Annotated in this window: 16 protein-coding genes and 3 tRNA genes; 14 read left to right on the top strand and 5 right to left on the bottom strand. The window is 29.5% G+C overall.

The genetic code is table 11. The features are described from left to right. Positions 1-192: 192 nt before the first annotated feature. The 5 genes from HMPREF2930_RS09250 to yhaM all read left to right on the top strand — a co-directional run bounded on the left by HMPREF2930_RS09250 (position 193) and on the right by yhaM (position 6,950). Complete coding sequence (locus HMPREF2930_RS09250; RefSeq protein ID WP_017176393.1) at positions 193-1,323, top strand: DUF445 domain-containing protein; 1,131 nt, start codon at positions 193-195, stop codon at positions 1,321-1,323. Positions 1,324-1,394: 71 nt separating this feature from the next. After that, entirely contained in the window at positions 1,395-1,739 is a 345-nt protein-coding gene (locus HMPREF2930_RS09245; RefSeq protein ID WP_017176392.1) for a YlbF/YmcA family competence regulator, read from the top strand. Between the two features lie 150 nt (positions 1,740-1,889). After that, positions 1,890-3,086, top strand: coding sequence for a DNA repair exonuclease (locus HMPREF2930_RS09240; RefSeq protein ID WP_017176391.1), 1,197 nt, complete (start codon positions 1,890-1,892; stop codon positions 3,084-3,086). Next, positions 3,076-6,012: an AAA family ATPase gene (locus tag HMPREF2930_RS09235; protein ID WP_017176390.1), complete on the top strand. Its 2,937-nt coding sequence runs from the start codon at positions 3,076-3,078 to the stop codon at positions 6,010-6,012. The genes HMPREF2930_RS09240 and HMPREF2930_RS09235 overlap by 11 nt, the downstream gene beginning before the upstream one ends. After that, a complete protein-coding gene (yhaM, locus tag HMPREF2930_RS09230; RefSeq protein ID WP_017176389.1) occupies positions 6,009-6,950 on the top strand; it encodes a 3'-5' exoribonuclease YhaM in 942 nt (313 codons plus the stop codon). Before HMPREF2930_RS09235 ends, yhaM begins: the two co-directional genes overlap by 4 nt. A gap of 58 nt (positions 6,951-7,008) precedes the next feature. Here the strand turns inward: yhaM and HMPREF2930_RS09225 are convergent, their stop codons facing one another. The 4 genes from HMPREF2930_RS09225 to HMPREF2930_RS09210 form a co-directional block, all read right to left on the bottom strand. Further along, complete coding sequence (locus HMPREF2930_RS09225) at positions 7,009-7,968, bottom strand: peptidylprolyl isomerase PrsA (protein WP_017176388.1); 960 nt, start codon at positions 7,966-7,968, stop codon at positions 7,009-7,011. A gap of 224 nt (positions 7,969-8,192) precedes the next feature. After that, positions 8,193-8,750, bottom strand: a complete 558-nt coding sequence (locus HMPREF2930_RS09220) for a DUF3267 domain-containing protein (protein WP_017176387.1) — start codon at positions 8,748-8,750, stop codon at positions 8,193-8,195. Between the two features lie 199 nt (positions 8,751-8,949). Then, positions 8,950-9,333, bottom strand: coding sequence for a YtxH domain-containing protein (locus tag HMPREF2930_RS09215; protein WP_002449632.1), 384 nt, complete (start codon positions 9,331-9,333; stop codon positions 8,950-8,952). A gap of 152 nt (positions 9,334-9,485) precedes the next feature. Then, positions 9,486-9,911 (bottom strand): HIT family protein, encoded by a 426-nt coding sequence (locus HMPREF2930_RS09210; protein WP_017176386.1) that lies wholly within the window; start codon positions 9,909-9,911, stop codon positions 9,486-9,488. Positions 9,912-10,045: 134 nt separating this feature from the next. Here HMPREF2930_RS09210 and HMPREF2930_RS09205 point away from each other — a divergent pair, with 134 nt between their 5' ends. Together HMPREF2930_RS09205 and HMPREF2930_RS09200 are read left to right on the top strand one after the other, a co-directional pair. Next, positions 10,046-10,783 (top strand): ABC transporter ATP-binding protein EcsA, encoded by a 738-nt coding sequence (locus tag HMPREF2930_RS09205; protein WP_017176385.1) that lies wholly within the window; start codon positions 10,046-10,048, stop codon positions 10,781-10,783. Continuing rightward, complete coding sequence (locus HMPREF2930_RS09200; protein WP_017176384.1) at positions 10,780-12,003, top strand: ABC transporter permease EcsB; 1,224 nt, start codon at positions 10,780-10,782, stop codon at positions 12,001-12,003. Before HMPREF2930_RS09205 ends, HMPREF2930_RS09200 begins: the two co-directional genes overlap by 4 nt. A 55-nt stretch (positions 12,004-12,058) precedes the next feature. Here the strand turns inward: HMPREF2930_RS09200 and HMPREF2930_RS09195 are convergent, their stop codons facing one another. Continuing rightward, on the bottom strand, positions 12,059-12,559 hold the full coding sequence (locus tag HMPREF2930_RS09195; protein WP_017176383.1) for an antibiotic biosynthesis monooxygenase: 501 nt from the start codon (positions 12,557-12,559) through the stop codon (positions 12,059-12,061). A 247-nt stretch (positions 12,560-12,806) separates the two neighbouring features. On the opposite strand from HMPREF2930_RS09195, the gene hemE reads away from it, so the two are divergent. The 7 genes from hemE to HMPREF2930_RS09160 all read left to right on the top strand — a co-directional run bounded on the left by hemE (position 12,807) and on the right by HMPREF2930_RS09160 (position 17,471). After that, positions 12,807-13,844, top strand: a complete 1,038-nt coding sequence (hemE, locus tag HMPREF2930_RS09190; RefSeq protein ID WP_017176382.1) for a uroporphyrinogen decarboxylase — start codon at positions 12,807-12,809, stop codon at positions 13,842-13,844. 45 nt (positions 13,845-13,889) lie between these two features. Next, positions 13,890-14,813, top strand: coding sequence for a ferrochelatase (gene hemH / locus HMPREF2930_RS09185; RefSeq protein WP_017176381.1), 924 nt, complete (start codon positions 13,890-13,892; stop codon positions 14,811-14,813). 17 nt (positions 14,814-14,830) lie between these two features. After that, a complete protein-coding gene (gene hemY / locus HMPREF2930_RS09180) occupies positions 14,831-16,225 on the top strand; it encodes a protoporphyrinogen oxidase (RefSeq protein WP_017176380.1) in 1,395 nt (464 codons plus the stop codon). Between the two features lie 104 nt (positions 16,226-16,329). After that, the gene (locus HMPREF2930_RS09175; protein WP_017176379.1) at positions 16,330-16,890 is read left to right on the top strand and encodes an RBBP9/YdeN family alpha/beta hydrolase; all 561 of its coding nucleotides are present in this window, start codon (positions 16,330-16,332) and stop codon (positions 16,888-16,890) included. Between the two features lie 323 nt (positions 16,891-17,213). After that, positions 17,214-17,287, top strand: a tRNA-Met gene (locus HMPREF2930_RS09170). A 14-nt stretch (positions 17,288-17,301) separates the two neighbouring features. After that, positions 17,302-17,377: transfer RNA gene (locus tag HMPREF2930_RS09165), tRNA-Asp, on the top strand. A gap of 21 nt (positions 17,378-17,398) precedes the next feature. Beyond that, a tRNA-Phe gene (locus HMPREF2930_RS09160) sits at positions 17,399-17,471 on the top strand. Positions 17,472-17,474: the final 3 nt, after the last annotated feature.

The following is a 17,474-nucleotide window of genomic DNA, read 5'->3' as shown; positions in this document are numbered from 1 at the left end:
AAGAGTTGACCTTCAACTGAATCACTATTTTCAATTAATAATGAATTCACTGTAATTTTGCGATGAATTCATTATTTTTTTATTTCAAAAATTTGTAAATATAAATGTACGTTGAACTATTAAGTTATGCAGTTTACATTTGTCATGGTATAATTTTGCTATTGCTTATATAAAAATTAAGGAGTTATTTAAATGCAAGCAGTATTAGTAGTCATCTTTATGATAGTAATAGGAGCAATCATTGGTGGTGTCACGAATGTTATAGCTATTAGAATGTTGTTTCATCCCTATAAAGCTCATTATATATTTAATATGCGAATTCCATTTACACCTGGTTTAATACCTAAAAGAAGAGATGAAATAGCTACAAAGATAGGGCAAGTGATTGAAGAACATCTCATTACAGAAACTTTGATTCACAACAAACTAAATGAAACGAAAACTAAAGAAACAATTAATGAATTAGTTAAGGAGCAAATAGCGAAATTAAAAAGTGATCAAGCTACAATTCGTTACTTTGCTGAGAAGTTTGATGTTAAAATAGATTACTTAGTCAATGAGAAATTAGAAGATACAATTTCACAAAAGCTATTAGCTTTTTATAATGAACATCGAAATGAAGAAGTGATTAAGTTACTACCAAAAGAAACTAAGCGAATGATTGATAAGAAAGTCGAGCCATTAGGAGATTTATTATGCGAAAGAGCTCGTGTTTATCTGTCATCTGATAAAGGCGCTCGTGATATTTATGACATGCTCGATACATTTTTTAATGAAAAAGGTAAAATCGTTGGATTACTACAAATGTTTATGACAAAAGAAAGTATTGCAGATAGAATCCAACATGAATTGATTCGTTTAACCAATCATCCTAAAGCAAAACGTATTGTAAACCAAGTGATTGATAATGAATATGAGACGCTGAAACGACAATCACTTAAGAAAATCATTGATGAGGCTCAATTTTCAAAACTATCAGACTCAGTTACATTACTTATTACTTCATATTTAAATTTAAATGAAAAAATAGATAAACCACTTAATCAACTATCACCAAGATTAATGCAATATTTAGAGACAACGTTATCAGATAAAGTTACACAACTTATTATTAGTCAAGCATCCAAACATCTCTCAACGATAATGCAAAAAATTAATCTACGTAAACTAGTAGAAGATCAAATCAATACATTTGATTTAGATTACATTGAAAAGTTGATTATTGAAATTGCTAATAAAGAATTAAAATTAATTACCTTATTAGGATTTATTTTAGGTGGTATGATTGGTCTTTTCCAAGGTTTAATCGCAATTTTTGTATAACTAATCATAATATGTTATGGTATTAAAGAGTTGTCAAAATATCATTATTACACGAAGGAGTGCAATTTAAAATGGCAGTAAATTTATATGATTATGCAAATCAACTAGAACAAGCATTAAGAGATAGTGATGAATACAAAGCTATTAAAGATGCTTTTGCTAAAGTTAAAGAAAATGAAGAATCTAAAAAATTATTCGATGAGTTCCGTGAAACTCAAATGAATTTCCAACAAAAACAAATGCAAGGTCAAGAAATTCCTGAAGAAGAATTAGCTAAAGCTCAAGAACAAGCTCAAGCTATTGAAAAAGATGAAAATATTTCACAATTAATGCAAGCAGAACAAAAAATGAGTCAAGTTTTCCAAGAAATTAATCAAATTATTGTAAAACCTTTAGACGAAATTTACGTTGACTAATTAATAATTTAAGTAATGGACACTACGCGATTTTTTCATAAAATCGCGTAGTTTTTTTATGTCAAAGTTCATCGACCCATATTCATAAGATATGGTAAAATATAGTAATACATAAAGATACCTTATCAAACAATTAAGGAGCTTAAATTAATGGTTAAATTTATTCACTGTGCAGATTTGCATCTTGATAGCCCTTTTAAATCTAAACAACAATTATCGACAAGTATTTTCAAAGATGTACAAAAAAGTGCCTATGAGAGCTTTAAAAAAATTGTAGATGTAGCATTAAAAGAAGATGTTGATTTTATGTTGATTGTAGGAGATTTATTTGATAGTGAAAATCGCACATTACGTGCTGAAATTTTTTTAAAAGAGCAATTTAAACGTCTAGAAAAAGAACAAATATTTGTATACATATGTCATGGGAATCATGATCCTTTAACAACTAGAATTACAGATAATTGGCCTAATAATGTATCAGTATTTTCAAATCGTGTTGAAACCTATCAAGCGATTACCAAAGCTGGAGAACAAATTTATATTCATGGTTTTAGTTATCAAAACAATACAAGTTATGAAAATAAAATTGATGAATATCCATCTAGTCAAGGAAGTAATGGTATACATATAGGAATGCTTCATGGAACTTATAGTAAATCTAACATAAAACAGCGTTATACTGAATTTATGTTAGAAGATCTTAATCATAAACTGTATCATTATTGGGCACTCGGTCACATTCATCAACGTCAAGAACTAAGTGATATGCCGCCTATTCACTATTCAGGTAACATTCAAGGTCGTCACTTTGGTGAATTAGGAACTAAAGGTTGTTTGCTTGTAGAAGGGGATCATCTACATCTTGAAACAACTTTTATCCCAACTCAGTTTATACGTTTTGAAGAAGCTACAATTAAGACTGATAAAATTTCAAAACAAGGTATCTATGAGGAAATTCAAAAGTTTAAGAAACAAGTTCGTGAACAAGGTAAAGCATTTTATAGATTGACGATTAATATAGATAATGACAAAATTTTATCAACACAAGATATTCTTCAAATAAGAGAAATGATTAGTGAATATGAAGAAAATGAACATGATTTTATTGTCATTGAAGATATGATTCTTAATTATATACAGAATGAAGAAACACCTCTTATAAATGAATTTTCTAATGAACTCATAAACGATGACAAAGTGTTTGAAGAGGCAATGACAGATTTATATTTAAATCCAAGAGCTTCAAAATATTTAGAAGACTACACCACTTTCAATAAGGCAAAACTCATTCATCGAGCTGAGAAAATATTGAAAGCAGATATGAGAGGTGAAGAAATTGATTATTAAATCACTTGAAATATACGGTTATGGTCAATTCGTACAACGTAAGATTGAATTAAATCAGACTTTTACCGAAATTTATGGGGAAAATGAAGCAGGTAAATCAACCATACAATCATTTATTCATTCAATTTTATTTGGTTTTCCCACAAAGAAAGAAAAAGAACCGCGTTTAGAACCTAGATTGGGAAATCAGTATGGGGGCAAGCTAACGCTTATTTTAGATGACAAATCAGAAATTGAAGTTGAGCGTGTAAAAGGTAGTGCTCAAGGTGACGTAAAAGTTTATTTAGAAAATGGATTGATAAGAGATGAAGCATGGCTTAAGAAGAAATTAAACTATATTTCAAAAAAGACATATCAAGGAATATTTTCATTTAATGTACTTGGTTTACAAGATATACATCGAAATTTAGATGAACAACAATTACAAAGCTATTTATTAGAAGCTGGTGCTTTAGGATCTTCTGAATTTACATCTATGGGGCAAATTGTTAATCAGAAAAAAACTACGCTTTATAAAAAAGCTGGAAAGAACCCAATTCTAAATCAACAAATTGAAGAACTAAAACAATTAGAAGCACAAATAAGAGATGAAGAAACCAAATTAGACGAATATCAACGTCTTATAGATGAAAAAGATAAATCAGAACGCCATCTTTCTCATTTAAAAGAAAATCTTAAGCAATTATCAAAAATGCATGAAAATAAGCAAAAGCAGTTAGGACTTCATGCTCATGCGCAAGAATGGAAATCGCTTGAGCATCATTTAAATATCGAACCGTTGAAATTCCCAGAGCAAGGTATTGAACGATATGAAACTGCATTAAAATATAAACAATCACTTGATCGAGATATAGGATTAAGGGATGAGAAGATAAGACAACTAGAAAATGAATTTAATTTAATTCAGATGCCTGATGATAGAACTGTGAGTGATATGTATCATCTTTATCAACAAGAGAGTGATATCAAGCAATCTGAATTAAAAGCTAAGGCTTTAAAAAAGGAAATAGAAACTTTCGAACGTTCTCAGCAAACATTAAAAGATGATATCGGTTGGAATGAAGTTTATCATGAAGCGGATACTTCTGAAACAATGAAAGATTATATAAGTGAAAAAATTAAAAATCATAATCACCAATTAAATCAAAAGCAACAAGTTGAACGTATGATTGGTGAGCATAATATTGAAAAAAAGGAAATTGAAAAGGAAATTAAGTTATTAGAAAGTGAACTAGTTTCTGAAACAGCACTTGAAAAGAAAAAAGAATATAATCAGCAAAAAATAGAATTACATGAAAAAGAAAGTTTATACTCAAAATTAAAAGCTTCCTTTGAATCAGAAAAAGAAAGAAAACAAAAGCAATATCAATGGTTGAAAATCAGCTTTATCATTTTGGCTTTGATGAGTGCTGGTTTGACTATTTTTGCATTTATTACAACTAGTATCACTTTTAGTATTATTTTTGCAATTCTCACTGTGATATTTTTAGTAGGTTTATTCTTTAGTAAAAATAAAGATATTGATTATAGTGAAACAATTAGTGAGGAAATTAGTGATTTAGAACAACAACTTAAAGCACTCGAAGATAAATACGATTTAGATTTTAATCTAGATGATCAGTACCAATTGCGTGAACGTTGGAATAATGCTAATAATACTAAATCAGTACTTTCTAATAAACTTAATCATCAACATTCGATTTTATCAGATATTCAGTCTTCAATTGATGCATTAGCACAGGATATTTCTGAAATCAAACAAGACATTAAAGTATCTGATAAAATGTCAGATGAACGTTTAGTAGATAGTTTGAAAACAATGAATCAACTTAAAGTTAATGATAAACAACTTAATAAATTATTATTAGAGAACATAGAGTTAAATCAAAATTTAATTAACTTCTATGAGCATGCTCAAGATGTTACTAAAGATAGTTTCGACGAGTTTAATAAAATTTCATTATTTAATGATTTGAAAGGTTGGATTTCTCAGTATGAAAGTAAAAAAGAAAAGAAATCTCAATTGCAAAATCAATTAACCCTATTAAGTAAAGAATTAAAACAGTTAGAAAGTCGTTTGGATGAAAATAAAACGACTATAAACGAGTTGTTTAAATATATTGAAGTTCAAAATGAAGAGCAGTATTATCAACATTACGAAGCTTATCAACGTTATCAACAACAACTATCACGATTCAATGATTTATCTACTTATTTGAGTAATCACGAATTCTCTTATGAAGATAGTTCTGTTTTAAGTGAAAAAACAACTGCTCAATTAGAAGAAGAAGATCAAATGTTAGCTCAACAAGTTGATGATTATAATGATAAATATTTGGAGAAACAAACTGAAGTGAGTGAACTTTCTGCACGTATTAATCAAATGGAAACAGATAAAACACTATCTCAATTGCGTCATCAATATTATAATTTAAAAAATAGAATGAATGATATTGCTAAAGATTGGGCGAGCTTAAGTTATCTTGAGACACTAATTAATGAGCACATTAAACAAATTAAAGATAAACGACTACCATATGTGATAGATGAAGCCATTAATATTTTCAAAACATTAACTGATGGTAAATATAATCTAATTACTTATGAAAATGATTCAATTAAAGTTAAACATCGAAATGGACAAATGTATCATCCACTTGAATTAAGTCAATCAACGAAAGAGTTGCTATATATTTCATTGAGACTTAGTTTAATTAAGGTGTTGAAACCATATTATCCATTCCCAATTATCATTGATGATGCATTCGTACATTTTGATAAACAAAGAAAATCAATGATGTTAAACTATTTAAGAGAATTATCTCAAGAACATCAAGTATTGTACTTTACTTGTACAAAAGATACTACGATTCCTTCTCGAGAAATGCTGATATTAAATAAAAAAGAGGAAGGCGGGAAACGATGAGAAACGTAGAAAAATTAAATCCTGGTGATTCGGTGGAGAATTTTTTCTTAATCCACAGAGCGACACAAGGTGTAACAGCACAAGGTAAAGACTATATGACATTATATCTTCAAGATAAAAGTGGAGATATTGAAGCTAAACTATGGACTGTCACAAAAGATGATATGAAAATCCTTAAACCAGAAATAATTGTATGGGTAAAAGGGGATGTTATTAACTATCGTGGCCGTAAACAAATGAAAGTCAATCAATTTCGATTAGCAACAGCAGAAGATGGAGTGAAAACTCAAGACTTTGTAGATGGTGCGCCACTTTCACCTAACGAAATTCAAGATGAGTTATCACATTTTATCTTAGAAATTGAAAATGCACATTTACAACGTATTACACGTCATTTATTAAAAAAATATCAAGATAAATTCTTTACTTATCCTGCAGCAAGTTCTCATCATCATAACTTTGCAGGAGGATTAAGCTATCATGTATTAACGATGTTAAAAATTGCAAAATCATTGTGTGATATCTACCCATTATTAAATAGAAGTTTGTTATATAGCGCGATTATTTTACACGATATTGGTAAAGTAAGAGAATTAAGTGGACCAGTTGCAACAACGTATACGGTAGAAGGTAATTTGCTTGGACATATTTCAATAGCAAGTGATGAAGTTGCTGAGGCGGCAAAAGAACTTGGTATTGATAGTGAAGAAGTCATGTTATTGCGACATATGATTTTAGCACACCATGGAAAAATGGAGTTTGGTTCTCCTAAATTGCCACATCTAAAAGAAGCAGAAATTTTATTCTTTATTGACAATATTGATGCAAAAATGAATATGTTCGATAAAGCATTTAAGAAAACTGAAAAAGGACAATTTACTGAAAGAATCTTTGGTATGGATAACCGTCAATTTTATAATCCAGAGAAATTAGATTAATATTAATAGACGAAAAAAGGTCGGAACATATTGTTCCGACCTTTTTGATTTATGAAAATTATGAAGATAATCCTGATGAAGCACTACTACTTTGTTGTTCTTTTAATTTTTCTGGATTAAGTATAGTATCTTCTACAGATTTTTTAATATCGCTATCTTTATAATCTACGTTGTATTCTTTCAATAAGTCTTTATAAGCATTTGTCAATAGTTTTGGATTTTTTTGAACTTTTTGTTCAATAATTTTTGTTTTTAATTGAGATTTTTGTTTATTAAAGTCATCTTCTTTATCAGCTTTGATAATGTGATAGCCGTATTCTGTTTTAACAATGTCAGAAATTTGACCTTCTTTTAGTTTAAATAAAGCTTTATCAAATTTATCGACCATTTGTCCTTTAATAACATAACCTAATGACCCGCCTTTTTTAGCTGAAGCAGAATCCATTGATTCTTTTTTGGCAATGTCATCAAATTTATTTGGATTTTTTTCAACTTCTTTTTGAATTTTTTCAGCTTTTGCTTTTGCTTTTTTATCTGATAAACCTTCTTTATCACTATCAGATTTAACTTTAATTAAAATGTGTGATGCTTTCTTAGTATCATCTTTTATTTCTTTGTCAGACACTTTAACTTTATCATTAAGTAATTGTTTTTGGTAAGCAGATAGTCTTTTCTGTTCTTTGTAATCATCAAGGGTCATACCCTGTTGTTTTAGCATACTTTCAAATTGATCTTTACCACCATATTGTTTTTCTTCTTTTTTAATATCATCATCGATACGCTTAGTATCTACTTTGTCTTTATATTTATCAGCTAATATTTTATTTAACTCAATACTAAATGATGTGCTAGCAATTTGATCTTTACCAATTTTATCCATAACATCTTTAACGGTTACATTACCAGCTTTTGAAGAAATTAATGTATTATCTTTAGAATCTGTAGAATCAGAACTACATCCTCCAAGTAATAAAACACCTGCTGTAACAGGGACAATGAGTTTATTCATAATTTTCATAGTTGATAGCTCCTTTTTGTATGTTAACAAAGTTACTATAACATAATATAATTATTCCACCAATTAATAAAAGGTGATTTACAACTAAAGTATTAGATGAAAAATAATTTAAAAAAAGTCTACGATATCATTCAATATCATAGACTTTTTAATATATTCAAAATAACCAGTAGACTGTATTTTAATTTTGAGTGAATACGTTTATAATTACCCTTCTTTATATATTAGAACTTTGAATGGAATGGCACTTTTGTCAGTAAATTAATGCCTGTTTGGTGTTCTTCAACAAATTGTCCTTCTTTTGAAAAAAGAATAATTTTTAAATATAAAAAATCCATAACTGATAAACCAAGATTTAAGGCAAATAAGAACATAAAATAATGTCCATAACTTGGAAAATGATAAGTTAGGAAAATTAAAATGCTTGTAATTATTAAAAATGGCAAAATAAGATTAATGCAAAAATAAAACTTGCGGACAGGCGTATTCACATACGTATTAAAATAAGGAAGCCATTTTTTCTTATTTAACTTGTGCCATCTAAACGCATGAATATAAGGTAAAAAGAAGAATAAATGTATTGTTTTGTGAATAGGGTACATAAGAATGATAAATAATATTAGAAGTAAAAAGTATTTATCTGATAAAGGCGTTTTTACAAAATAATACATAATCTCATAACTAACTAAAAACGCAATAATAGTTGTTACAATACTTAAAAACGCAATTCTTGGAACACCAAATCGCGCATGGATATCTATATGACGTTTACATAAAAACATAACTCCACCTCGAAAATAGGTCGTTTAATATACGATAGGTATTATCTAACTAACTTGAGTTATCGTCAAGACAATTTTTAATAGCTATTGTAATATAGAGCAATGTTTTTATATTAGATTGTATATTTATAAAAAAAGCCATAAAGAAATCTATTAATATAAATTTCTTCATAGCCAAATTGAGCTCAATGTTAGAGTTCTATTTGTTATTATTCTTATCTTCTGAAAATGTATTACTAATTTCTTCGCCACGATTTTGAAGATTTTCAATATGAGATTTTAATTTTTCAATATTAGGATTGATATCAGATTTAAAATCTCCGATTAAAGTCTTAAATTCGTTAGCAATGTCGCTACCTTGTTGTACACCGTCATTTTTCACTTGCTTACTATAATCAATAATATTATAGAAACTACGTTTAATTGTTTCGATTTCTCGTTCTAATTCTGAGCGAGCACCAGTAGGAACTTTTTGTCCAGAGGCATTAGCATTATATCTTTGTTGATCACGATTCATCCATGATACAGCAATACCAGAAGCAAGTCCCACACCGATACCAAATAATACACGTGTAACTTTCATTTTTTATTCTCCTCACTATTATGTCGATTATAGAATAAATCATATCATTTTATGAAGTAAGTAACGATTGACTTAAGCTACTTACTATAATTATTACATTGACATATTGATTTCATTTTATATTACCCATAAATGATATTCAATATGCAGAATTATTCAAATTGAGCTTTAATTTGTTCAGCAATATCTTTTTTCTGTTCATCGCTAATTTCATTTTCATGAGTTTCCCATTGATAACCAAAACCATCGATATCATTTTTATATCGAGGTAGGAAATGGAAATGCAAATGAAATACTGACTGATCAGCATATTCACCATTATTTTGAATAATGTTTAATCCATCAGGTTGAAATGCTTTTTTAATGGCATTTGCTACTTTTGGAATAGCAGCTCCAATGTGTTTCATTGTTTCTTCATCAGTTTCAAAAATATTAGGAGAAGCTTTCTTCGGAATTAAAAGTGTGTGTCCTTTAGTAACTTGAGAAATATCTAAAAATGCATAAACATAATCGTTCTCATAAACCTTATAGCTTGGAATTTCACCAGTAAGAATTTTACCAAAAACAGTTTCTGACATAATTAAATGCACTCCTTTAACCTATTTTTACTCATTATTATAACATTGTTATTTTAAAAATTCGCTAATGAGTTATAGCAAACCTTAGTAGTTATATAATGATTTTGGTACAATATAACTCATGGAGGTGCCTTATGACAGTTAAAGTTGAACATTTAACAGGAGGATATGGTAAACGTCCTGTTATTGAAAATATAAATTTTGAATTAAAAAAAGGTGAAATAGTAGGATTAATTGGTCTCAATGGCGCTGGAAAAAGTACGACCATTAAGCACATGCTTGGATTATTAACGCCAATGGAAGGAACACTTTCTATTTCAGATACCAATATTAATGATGATATCGAAATCTACCGTCGTAAACTATCATATATTCCTGAATCACCAGTCATTTATGAAGAATTAACATTAGAAGAACATATAGTCATGACTGCTATGGCTTATCAAATAAGTAAGGAAGAAGCAATGAAACGTGCGCGTCCTCTACTAAAAACATTTAGACTTGAAAATGAACTTAATGTTTTTCCTAGCCATTTTTCAAAAGGAATGAAACAAAAAGTAATGATTATATGCGCATTTATTGTCGATCCTGAACTTTATATTATTGATGAACCATTTCTTGGTTTGGATCCATTAGGTATACAATCCATGCTTGATTTGATGGTTGAAAAGAAAAATGAAGGGCGTACAGTACTAATGAGTACCCATATTCTTGCAACTGCTGAAAGATATTGTGATCGATTCATTATTTTAGATAAAGGAAAAGTGGTTGCTTTTGGAAATTTAGAGGAACTACGAGAACAAACGGGTCTTAAAGATCAAACTCTTGATGATATTTATATCCATGTTACGCAAGGTGGTCAAACGACATGAATAATGAAGCCATAGCATTATTTAAACAACGTTATGACGCAATAAAAAAAGAAAAACATTATTATAATAAATTTATTTTTAATGGTCACTTTACTGTATTCTTAGTTATTTTATTAGGAGCCTTCATATTAGGTTATGGTCAATGGTTACAACATATTCCTAAAAATATAGATTATGCATTCTTAGCAAGTATTGTAATTGCTTTAACTTCAATCTTTCCATTTCGAACATTTTTAAAAGATGCTGACAAGTTATTTTTGCTTCCTTTTGAGAAGAATATGGAAGATTATATAAAATTAGGCCTAAGATATAGTTATTTTAACCGTATAATATTACAAATAGTGTTATTAATTGTATTATTTCCATTGTTTTATAAGCTTAATCAACAATTAGTTGTATCTTATATCGTGATGAGTGTTTTAGCGCTTATTCATCCTATTTTAGGACTACGCTTAAAATGGCAATGGTATCGTGCGAGATTGTCTCAATGGATATTAAATGTCTTAATATTTTCACTTAATTTTATAACGTATTATCTAATTTTAGGGAAACAATTATATTTTGCCATTTTATTAACAATAATTTTCTTTGGCATGGCGTACCTTATACCTAAATTTAAGAGTCTTACGTTATTTCCATGGGAACAGTTGATTTCAGTAGAAGAAAGACATCATACAAATTATTATAAATTTGTAAATATGTTTACAGATGTTAAGCATTTAAAAGAAAATGCAGCAAGACGCAAATATTTAGATTTTCTTTTACCCACACCCAAAGGACGTCGTTTTAATTCGCACAATATGTATCTTTATTTATTTGTGAGAAGTTTTGTAAGAGGAAAAGATGCATTAAGTATTATTCTTCGACTTGTTGTCATTGCACTTGTACTTATGATTTGGCTGTCTCATCCACTTGTTTCTATTATTATTGGTAGTTTATTTATGTATATTATTTTATTGCAAATGTCTCAGTTTTATACGCAGCAAGCGTATGGACTATGGCCTCAGGTTTGGCCTGTATCAGATAGTGAAGTGATCAAAGGATATGAAAAATTCTTATATCGCCTTATGATTATGATAGGTATTATTTTCGCAATCATTTTTATCATCTTTTATATAAAATACTTCTTTTTTGCAATTGTATTCTTTATTGTAGGATGGTTAACGATTAGAAGTACGATTAAAAAATTGCAATATCAGGAAACTTTATTAAGAGATTAAAAAAAGAGGGAACTTAAGATGTATTAAACACATACTTAAGCTTCCTCTTTTTATGTTAATCATTAATAGGATATAAATATCTTTCAAAATAACTTGAATGTTGACTGCTTGAGCCAAAATAATGTCTTAATGCTTCTTTAGAAAAATAATCATTAAACATATCAGATGATTTAAAATCTTCGTATGTTTGACGATTAGCGAAGCCAAAGTAAATTTTATAAGTAGTACCTTCTTCAGGTCGTAAGAAACGATAGCTTTTAAAACCAGCAAATTGACTGAAATCTAAATTCAAATTCGAAAGACGTTTTTCTAGTTGATTGACATGATCTTCTGAACTTGGAATGAAGATAGCTGAATAGAAATGTTGATGATTAAGCTCATTGATTTCATTAACAACTTCATAAGTAGTAGGGTGTTTAAGTATAGATTTATCTTCGGATTCTTCAATAATGACTGAAGAATCATTAGTTGAATAAATAAACAGATGATTTTCAGGATGATTTAAACGAATTTGATTTAAATAGTCATAAGTTCCATAAGTTGTATATATTTTCATAAGCCATACCTCCTTTATTTATGTATATTATACGATTAAATGATAAGACTAGCTATTATAAATAATTTAAATAAGAAAATAAATTGTGAATAATTTATTTAAATCAATTCACTTATAATTACAAATTTAAAATTAAAGAATAGATAGACGTGCTTTGTCATTTTTATGACATTTAATATTTAAGAAACGCGAAATCTTTTATGTTGTGATATTATGAATAAGAATGATTTTAATTTAGGAGGATAAAATGGTGCATAAAAAAAATAATACAATTTTACAAACAATTAAAGGGGAATCAACCTCACACACACCTGTGTGGTTTATGCGCCAAGCTGGCAGATCACAACCAGAATATCGCAAATTAAAAGAAAAGTATTCACTTTTTGATATTACACATCAACCAGAACTTTGTGCATATGTAACACATCTACCTGTTGATAATTACAATACTGATGCAGCTGTGTTATATAAAGATATTATGACACCACTTAAACCTATCGGAGTAGATGTTGAAATTCAATCTGGTATAGGTCCTGTAATCCACAATCCCATTAAATCTATGAAAGATGTGGAAAAATTAACTCAAATTGATCCTAAAAGAGATGTGCCTTATGTGTTAGAAACAATTAAAATTCTAACTGAAGAAAAGTTAAATGTACCTTTAATTGGATTTACGGGTGCTCCCTTTACATTAGCATCTTATATGATTGAAGGTGGACCTTCTAAAAACTACACATTTACTAAGGCAATGATGTATGGCGATGAAGAGACTTGGTTTGCTTTAATGAATCATCTTGTAGACGTTTCAATTAAATATGTAACAGCTCAAGTTGAAGCAGGTGCAGAATTGATTCAAATTTTTGATTCATGGGTAGGCGCACTTAATGTACAGGATTATCGATATTATATAAAACCATCTATGGATCGTTTAGTCCGTGGAATTAAAGAACATCATAATATTCCTGTTATATTATTTGGTGTAGGGGCTAGTCATCTCATTAATGAATGGAATGATTTGCCAATTGATGTTTTAGGTTTAGACTGGCGTACATCTATTTTGAAAGCGGATCAATTAGGTGTAAATAAAACATTACAAGGTAATTTAGATCCTTCATTACTACTAGCACCATGGGATGTATTAGAAAAAAGAGTTAAAGCAATACTTGATGAAGGAATGCAAAGAGGTAAACATATATTTAACTTAGGTCATGGCGTTTTCCCAGAAGTTCAACCAGATACACTTAAAAAAGTAACACAACTGGTTCATGACTATACGCAAAAATAAAATTAGAATCATAAAAATTTATTTTTAAAAGGGAAGGTTTTAAGAATGACTAAAACAGTAGGTTTATTAGTAATGGCATATGGTACGCCATATAAAGAAAGTGATATTGAACCATATTACACAGATATACGACATGGTAAAAGACCAACAGAAGAAGAACTTCAAGATTTAAAAAATCGTTATGAATTTATAGGTGGTCTTTCTCCACTTGCAGGAACGACAGATCGTCAAGCTAAAGCACTTACAGATGCACTTAATAAAACATATGATGATGTAGAATTTAAATTATATTTAGGATTGAAACATATTTCTCCTTATATTGAAGAAGCAGTTGAAAAAATGCATAATGATGGTATTACAGAGGCTGTTACAGTCGTATTAGCTCCCCATTATTCAAGTTTTTCAATAGGTTCATATAATAAACGTGCTAAAGAAGAAGCGGATAAATATGGTATACAACTACATCATGTTGAACGTTATTATCAACAACCTAAATTTATTGAATACTGGACAAATAAAGTAAATGAAACATTAGCTGAAATTCCAGAAGAAGAACATGATGAAACAATTTTAATCGTGTCTGCGCACAGTTTACCTAAAGGATTAATAGAACGTAATAATGATCCTTATCCTAATGAAATTAAAGATACTATGGATCGTTTAGAAGCTTCTACAAATATTAAACATGTAGCGCAAGGTTGGCAGTCAGAGGGTAATACAGGTACGCCTTGGTTAGGACCTGATGTACAAGATTTAACAAGAGAATTATACAATGAACATCATTATAAAAACTTTATTTATACACCAGTTGGATTTGTTTGTGAACATCTTGAAGTACTTTACGATAATGATTATGAGTGTAAAGTTGTTTGCGATGACATTGGTGCTAATTACTATCGACCAGAAATGCCTAATACAAATCCATTATTTATAGGTGCGATTGTCGACGAAATTAAAACAGTTTTTTAAAAAGGAAGGGACATGTTGTGAGTAAAAAAGTTGCAATTATAGGTGCTGGCATTACAGGTCTAGCCAGTGCATATTATTTTAAACATTACAATGAAGACATAGATGTAACTATTTTTGAAGCAACTTCAAGACCTGGAGGTAAAATTCAAACTTATCGACGCGATGGTTATACTATTGAACTTGGTCCAGAATCCTACTTAGGTCGAAAAACGATCATGACAGATTTAGCAAAAGATATAGGTCTTGAAGATGATTTAATTACGAATCAAACAGGACAATCCTACATTTTTGCTAAGAACCAATTGTATCCTATTCCAGGCGGATCAATTATGGGAATTCCAACAGATATTAAACCTTTCTTAAAAACACGTTTAATTTCCCCTTTAGGAAAATTAAGAGCAGGATTAGATTTAGTTATTCCGCCTATTAAAATAGAAAATGATATTTCGGTTGGTGAATTCTTCAGAAAACGTTTAGGAAACGAAATGCTGGAAAATTTGATTGAGCCCCTTATGGGAGGAATTTATGGAACAGATATTGATCAATTAAGTTTGATGAGTACATTTCCTAATTTCAAGTATAAAGAAGAATCATATGGTAGTTTAATTAAAGGAATGAAAGATGAAAAACGCGAACGTACAAGAAAACGTCAGCTTTATCCAGGTGCTCCTAAAGGACAATTCAAACAATTTAGACATGGGCTAAGTTCATTTATTGAAGCACTAGCTAAAAATGTTGAACAAAAAGGTGTACACTTCAAATATAATACACCAGTAGAAGATATTCATATTCATAATGATAATTATGAGATTGTTACACATAATAGTCGAAAGACGTTTGATGGTTTACTTGTTACGACACCGCATCAAACGTTTATGAAATGGTTTAATCATGATTCAGCATTTAAATACTTTAATACTATGGATTCTACTACAGTTGCAACGGTTGTATTTGCATTTGATGAGAAAAATATCGAAAATACCTATAATGGTACTGGATTTGTCATTGCAAGAACCAGTCATACTGATATTACTGCATGTACTTGGACGACTAAAAAGTGGCCGTTTACTACACCAAAAGGTAAAGTATTATTACGTGCGTATGTAGGAAAACCTGGCGATACGGTTGTAGATGACCATACTGATGAAGAAATTGTAAATATCGCACGTCGAGATTTAAGTAAAATGATGACGTTTAAAGGTGATCCAGATTTTACCATAGTGAATCGATTACCAAAAAGTATGCCACAGTATCATATCGGTCATATGACTCAAATTCGCAATATACAAAATCATGTAAAACGTCAATATAACGGGTTACGCATTACCGGTGCACCTTTTGAAGCGGTAGGTTTACCTGATTGTATTCAACAAGGCAAAAATGCTGTTGAAGAATTAATAGACGAGTTATAAATAAAGCATAGTAAATAGGCACTTTTTAGAGGTTACATTTGTCTCTTTAAAGTGCTTTATTTTAAAATAAATAGTCATTATTAAGAAGAAAAGGAGAATAAAAAATGACAGATGTAATTATTGTTCATTCACAAATAGGAAATGCACAAAATCATTGGTATCAATGGTTAAAACATAACTTAGCACTCGAAGGATATAATGTACAATTGTTTAATTTAGATAAAGCGGATAATAAAAAATTAGATATGTGGCTAAAAACTATGAAACAACAAATTAAAATCAATCATCCCGATACGTATGTTGTAACACATGGCTATGGTTCAATCGCTGCTTTGAAATTTATTGAACAATTAGATTTAAAACGTCCAATAGAAGGCTTTTTTAGTATTGCTGGATTTAAAGAAGATGCTCAAGACATCGATGAATCTGTTAATTTAGATCATATTACCATTGATTATGATGAAGTTAAGAAAAAGGTGAAACACTTTCACGGTCTCGCTTCAAAAGATGATGAACATGTATCTTATAAAGAAACTGAAAAGTTATTACAAGCTTTAGGAGGATCAATTCGAATTGTTGAAGAAGGAGGGCACTTCCTAGAAGAAGAAGGCTTTGTTTCTTTCAGTGAATTACAAGAAAAAATGCAAAAATATATGACACAATAATGTTAGAGCGGGAAAGTATCAAATAGTAATATAAAGAGTAATAATAATTATGAGATTTTATACCCAAATTATCCCATAAAATAAAATTTTTTAAGTGTAGCGTTTTTTTACACAAATTAATTTATAATTTTTATTGACTATATAGGTGTTAATATATATACTAATAAAGTATTGAAAAAAGCACTAATTAAAAAATAATTATCTCATAATTATTTAAATTTATAATTAACGTATTGTAAAAATTATTTTAAAAAAGTGTTGACATTACAGTGGCTTAAATGATATATTAATTAAGTACTCATTTGAAGTGCTAATAATATTGGCGCGGGATGGAGCAGTTCGGTAGCTCGTCGGGCTCATAACCCGAAGGTCGGTGGTTCAAATCCGCCTCCCGCAATACATAATTTTATAGGTCTCGTAGTGTAGCGGTTAACACGCCTGCCTGTCACGCAGGAGATCGCGGGTTCGATTCCCGTCGAGACCGCCATTACTTTTGACTTATGATTAAGGTTCAGTAGCTCAGTTGGTAGAGCAATGGATTGAAGCTCCATGTGTCGGCAGTTCGACTCTGTCCTGAACCATTT

The sequence above is a fragment of the Staphylococcus sp. HMSC068C09 genome (genome assembly GCF_001813735.1).
GTDB classification, from domain to species: Bacteria; Bacillota; Bacilli; order Staphylococcales; family Staphylococcaceae; genus Staphylococcus; species Staphylococcus hominis.
The sequence above is the reverse complement of the archived record's forward strand: the minus strand, read 5'-3'. Positions and strand labels throughout refer to the sequence as shown.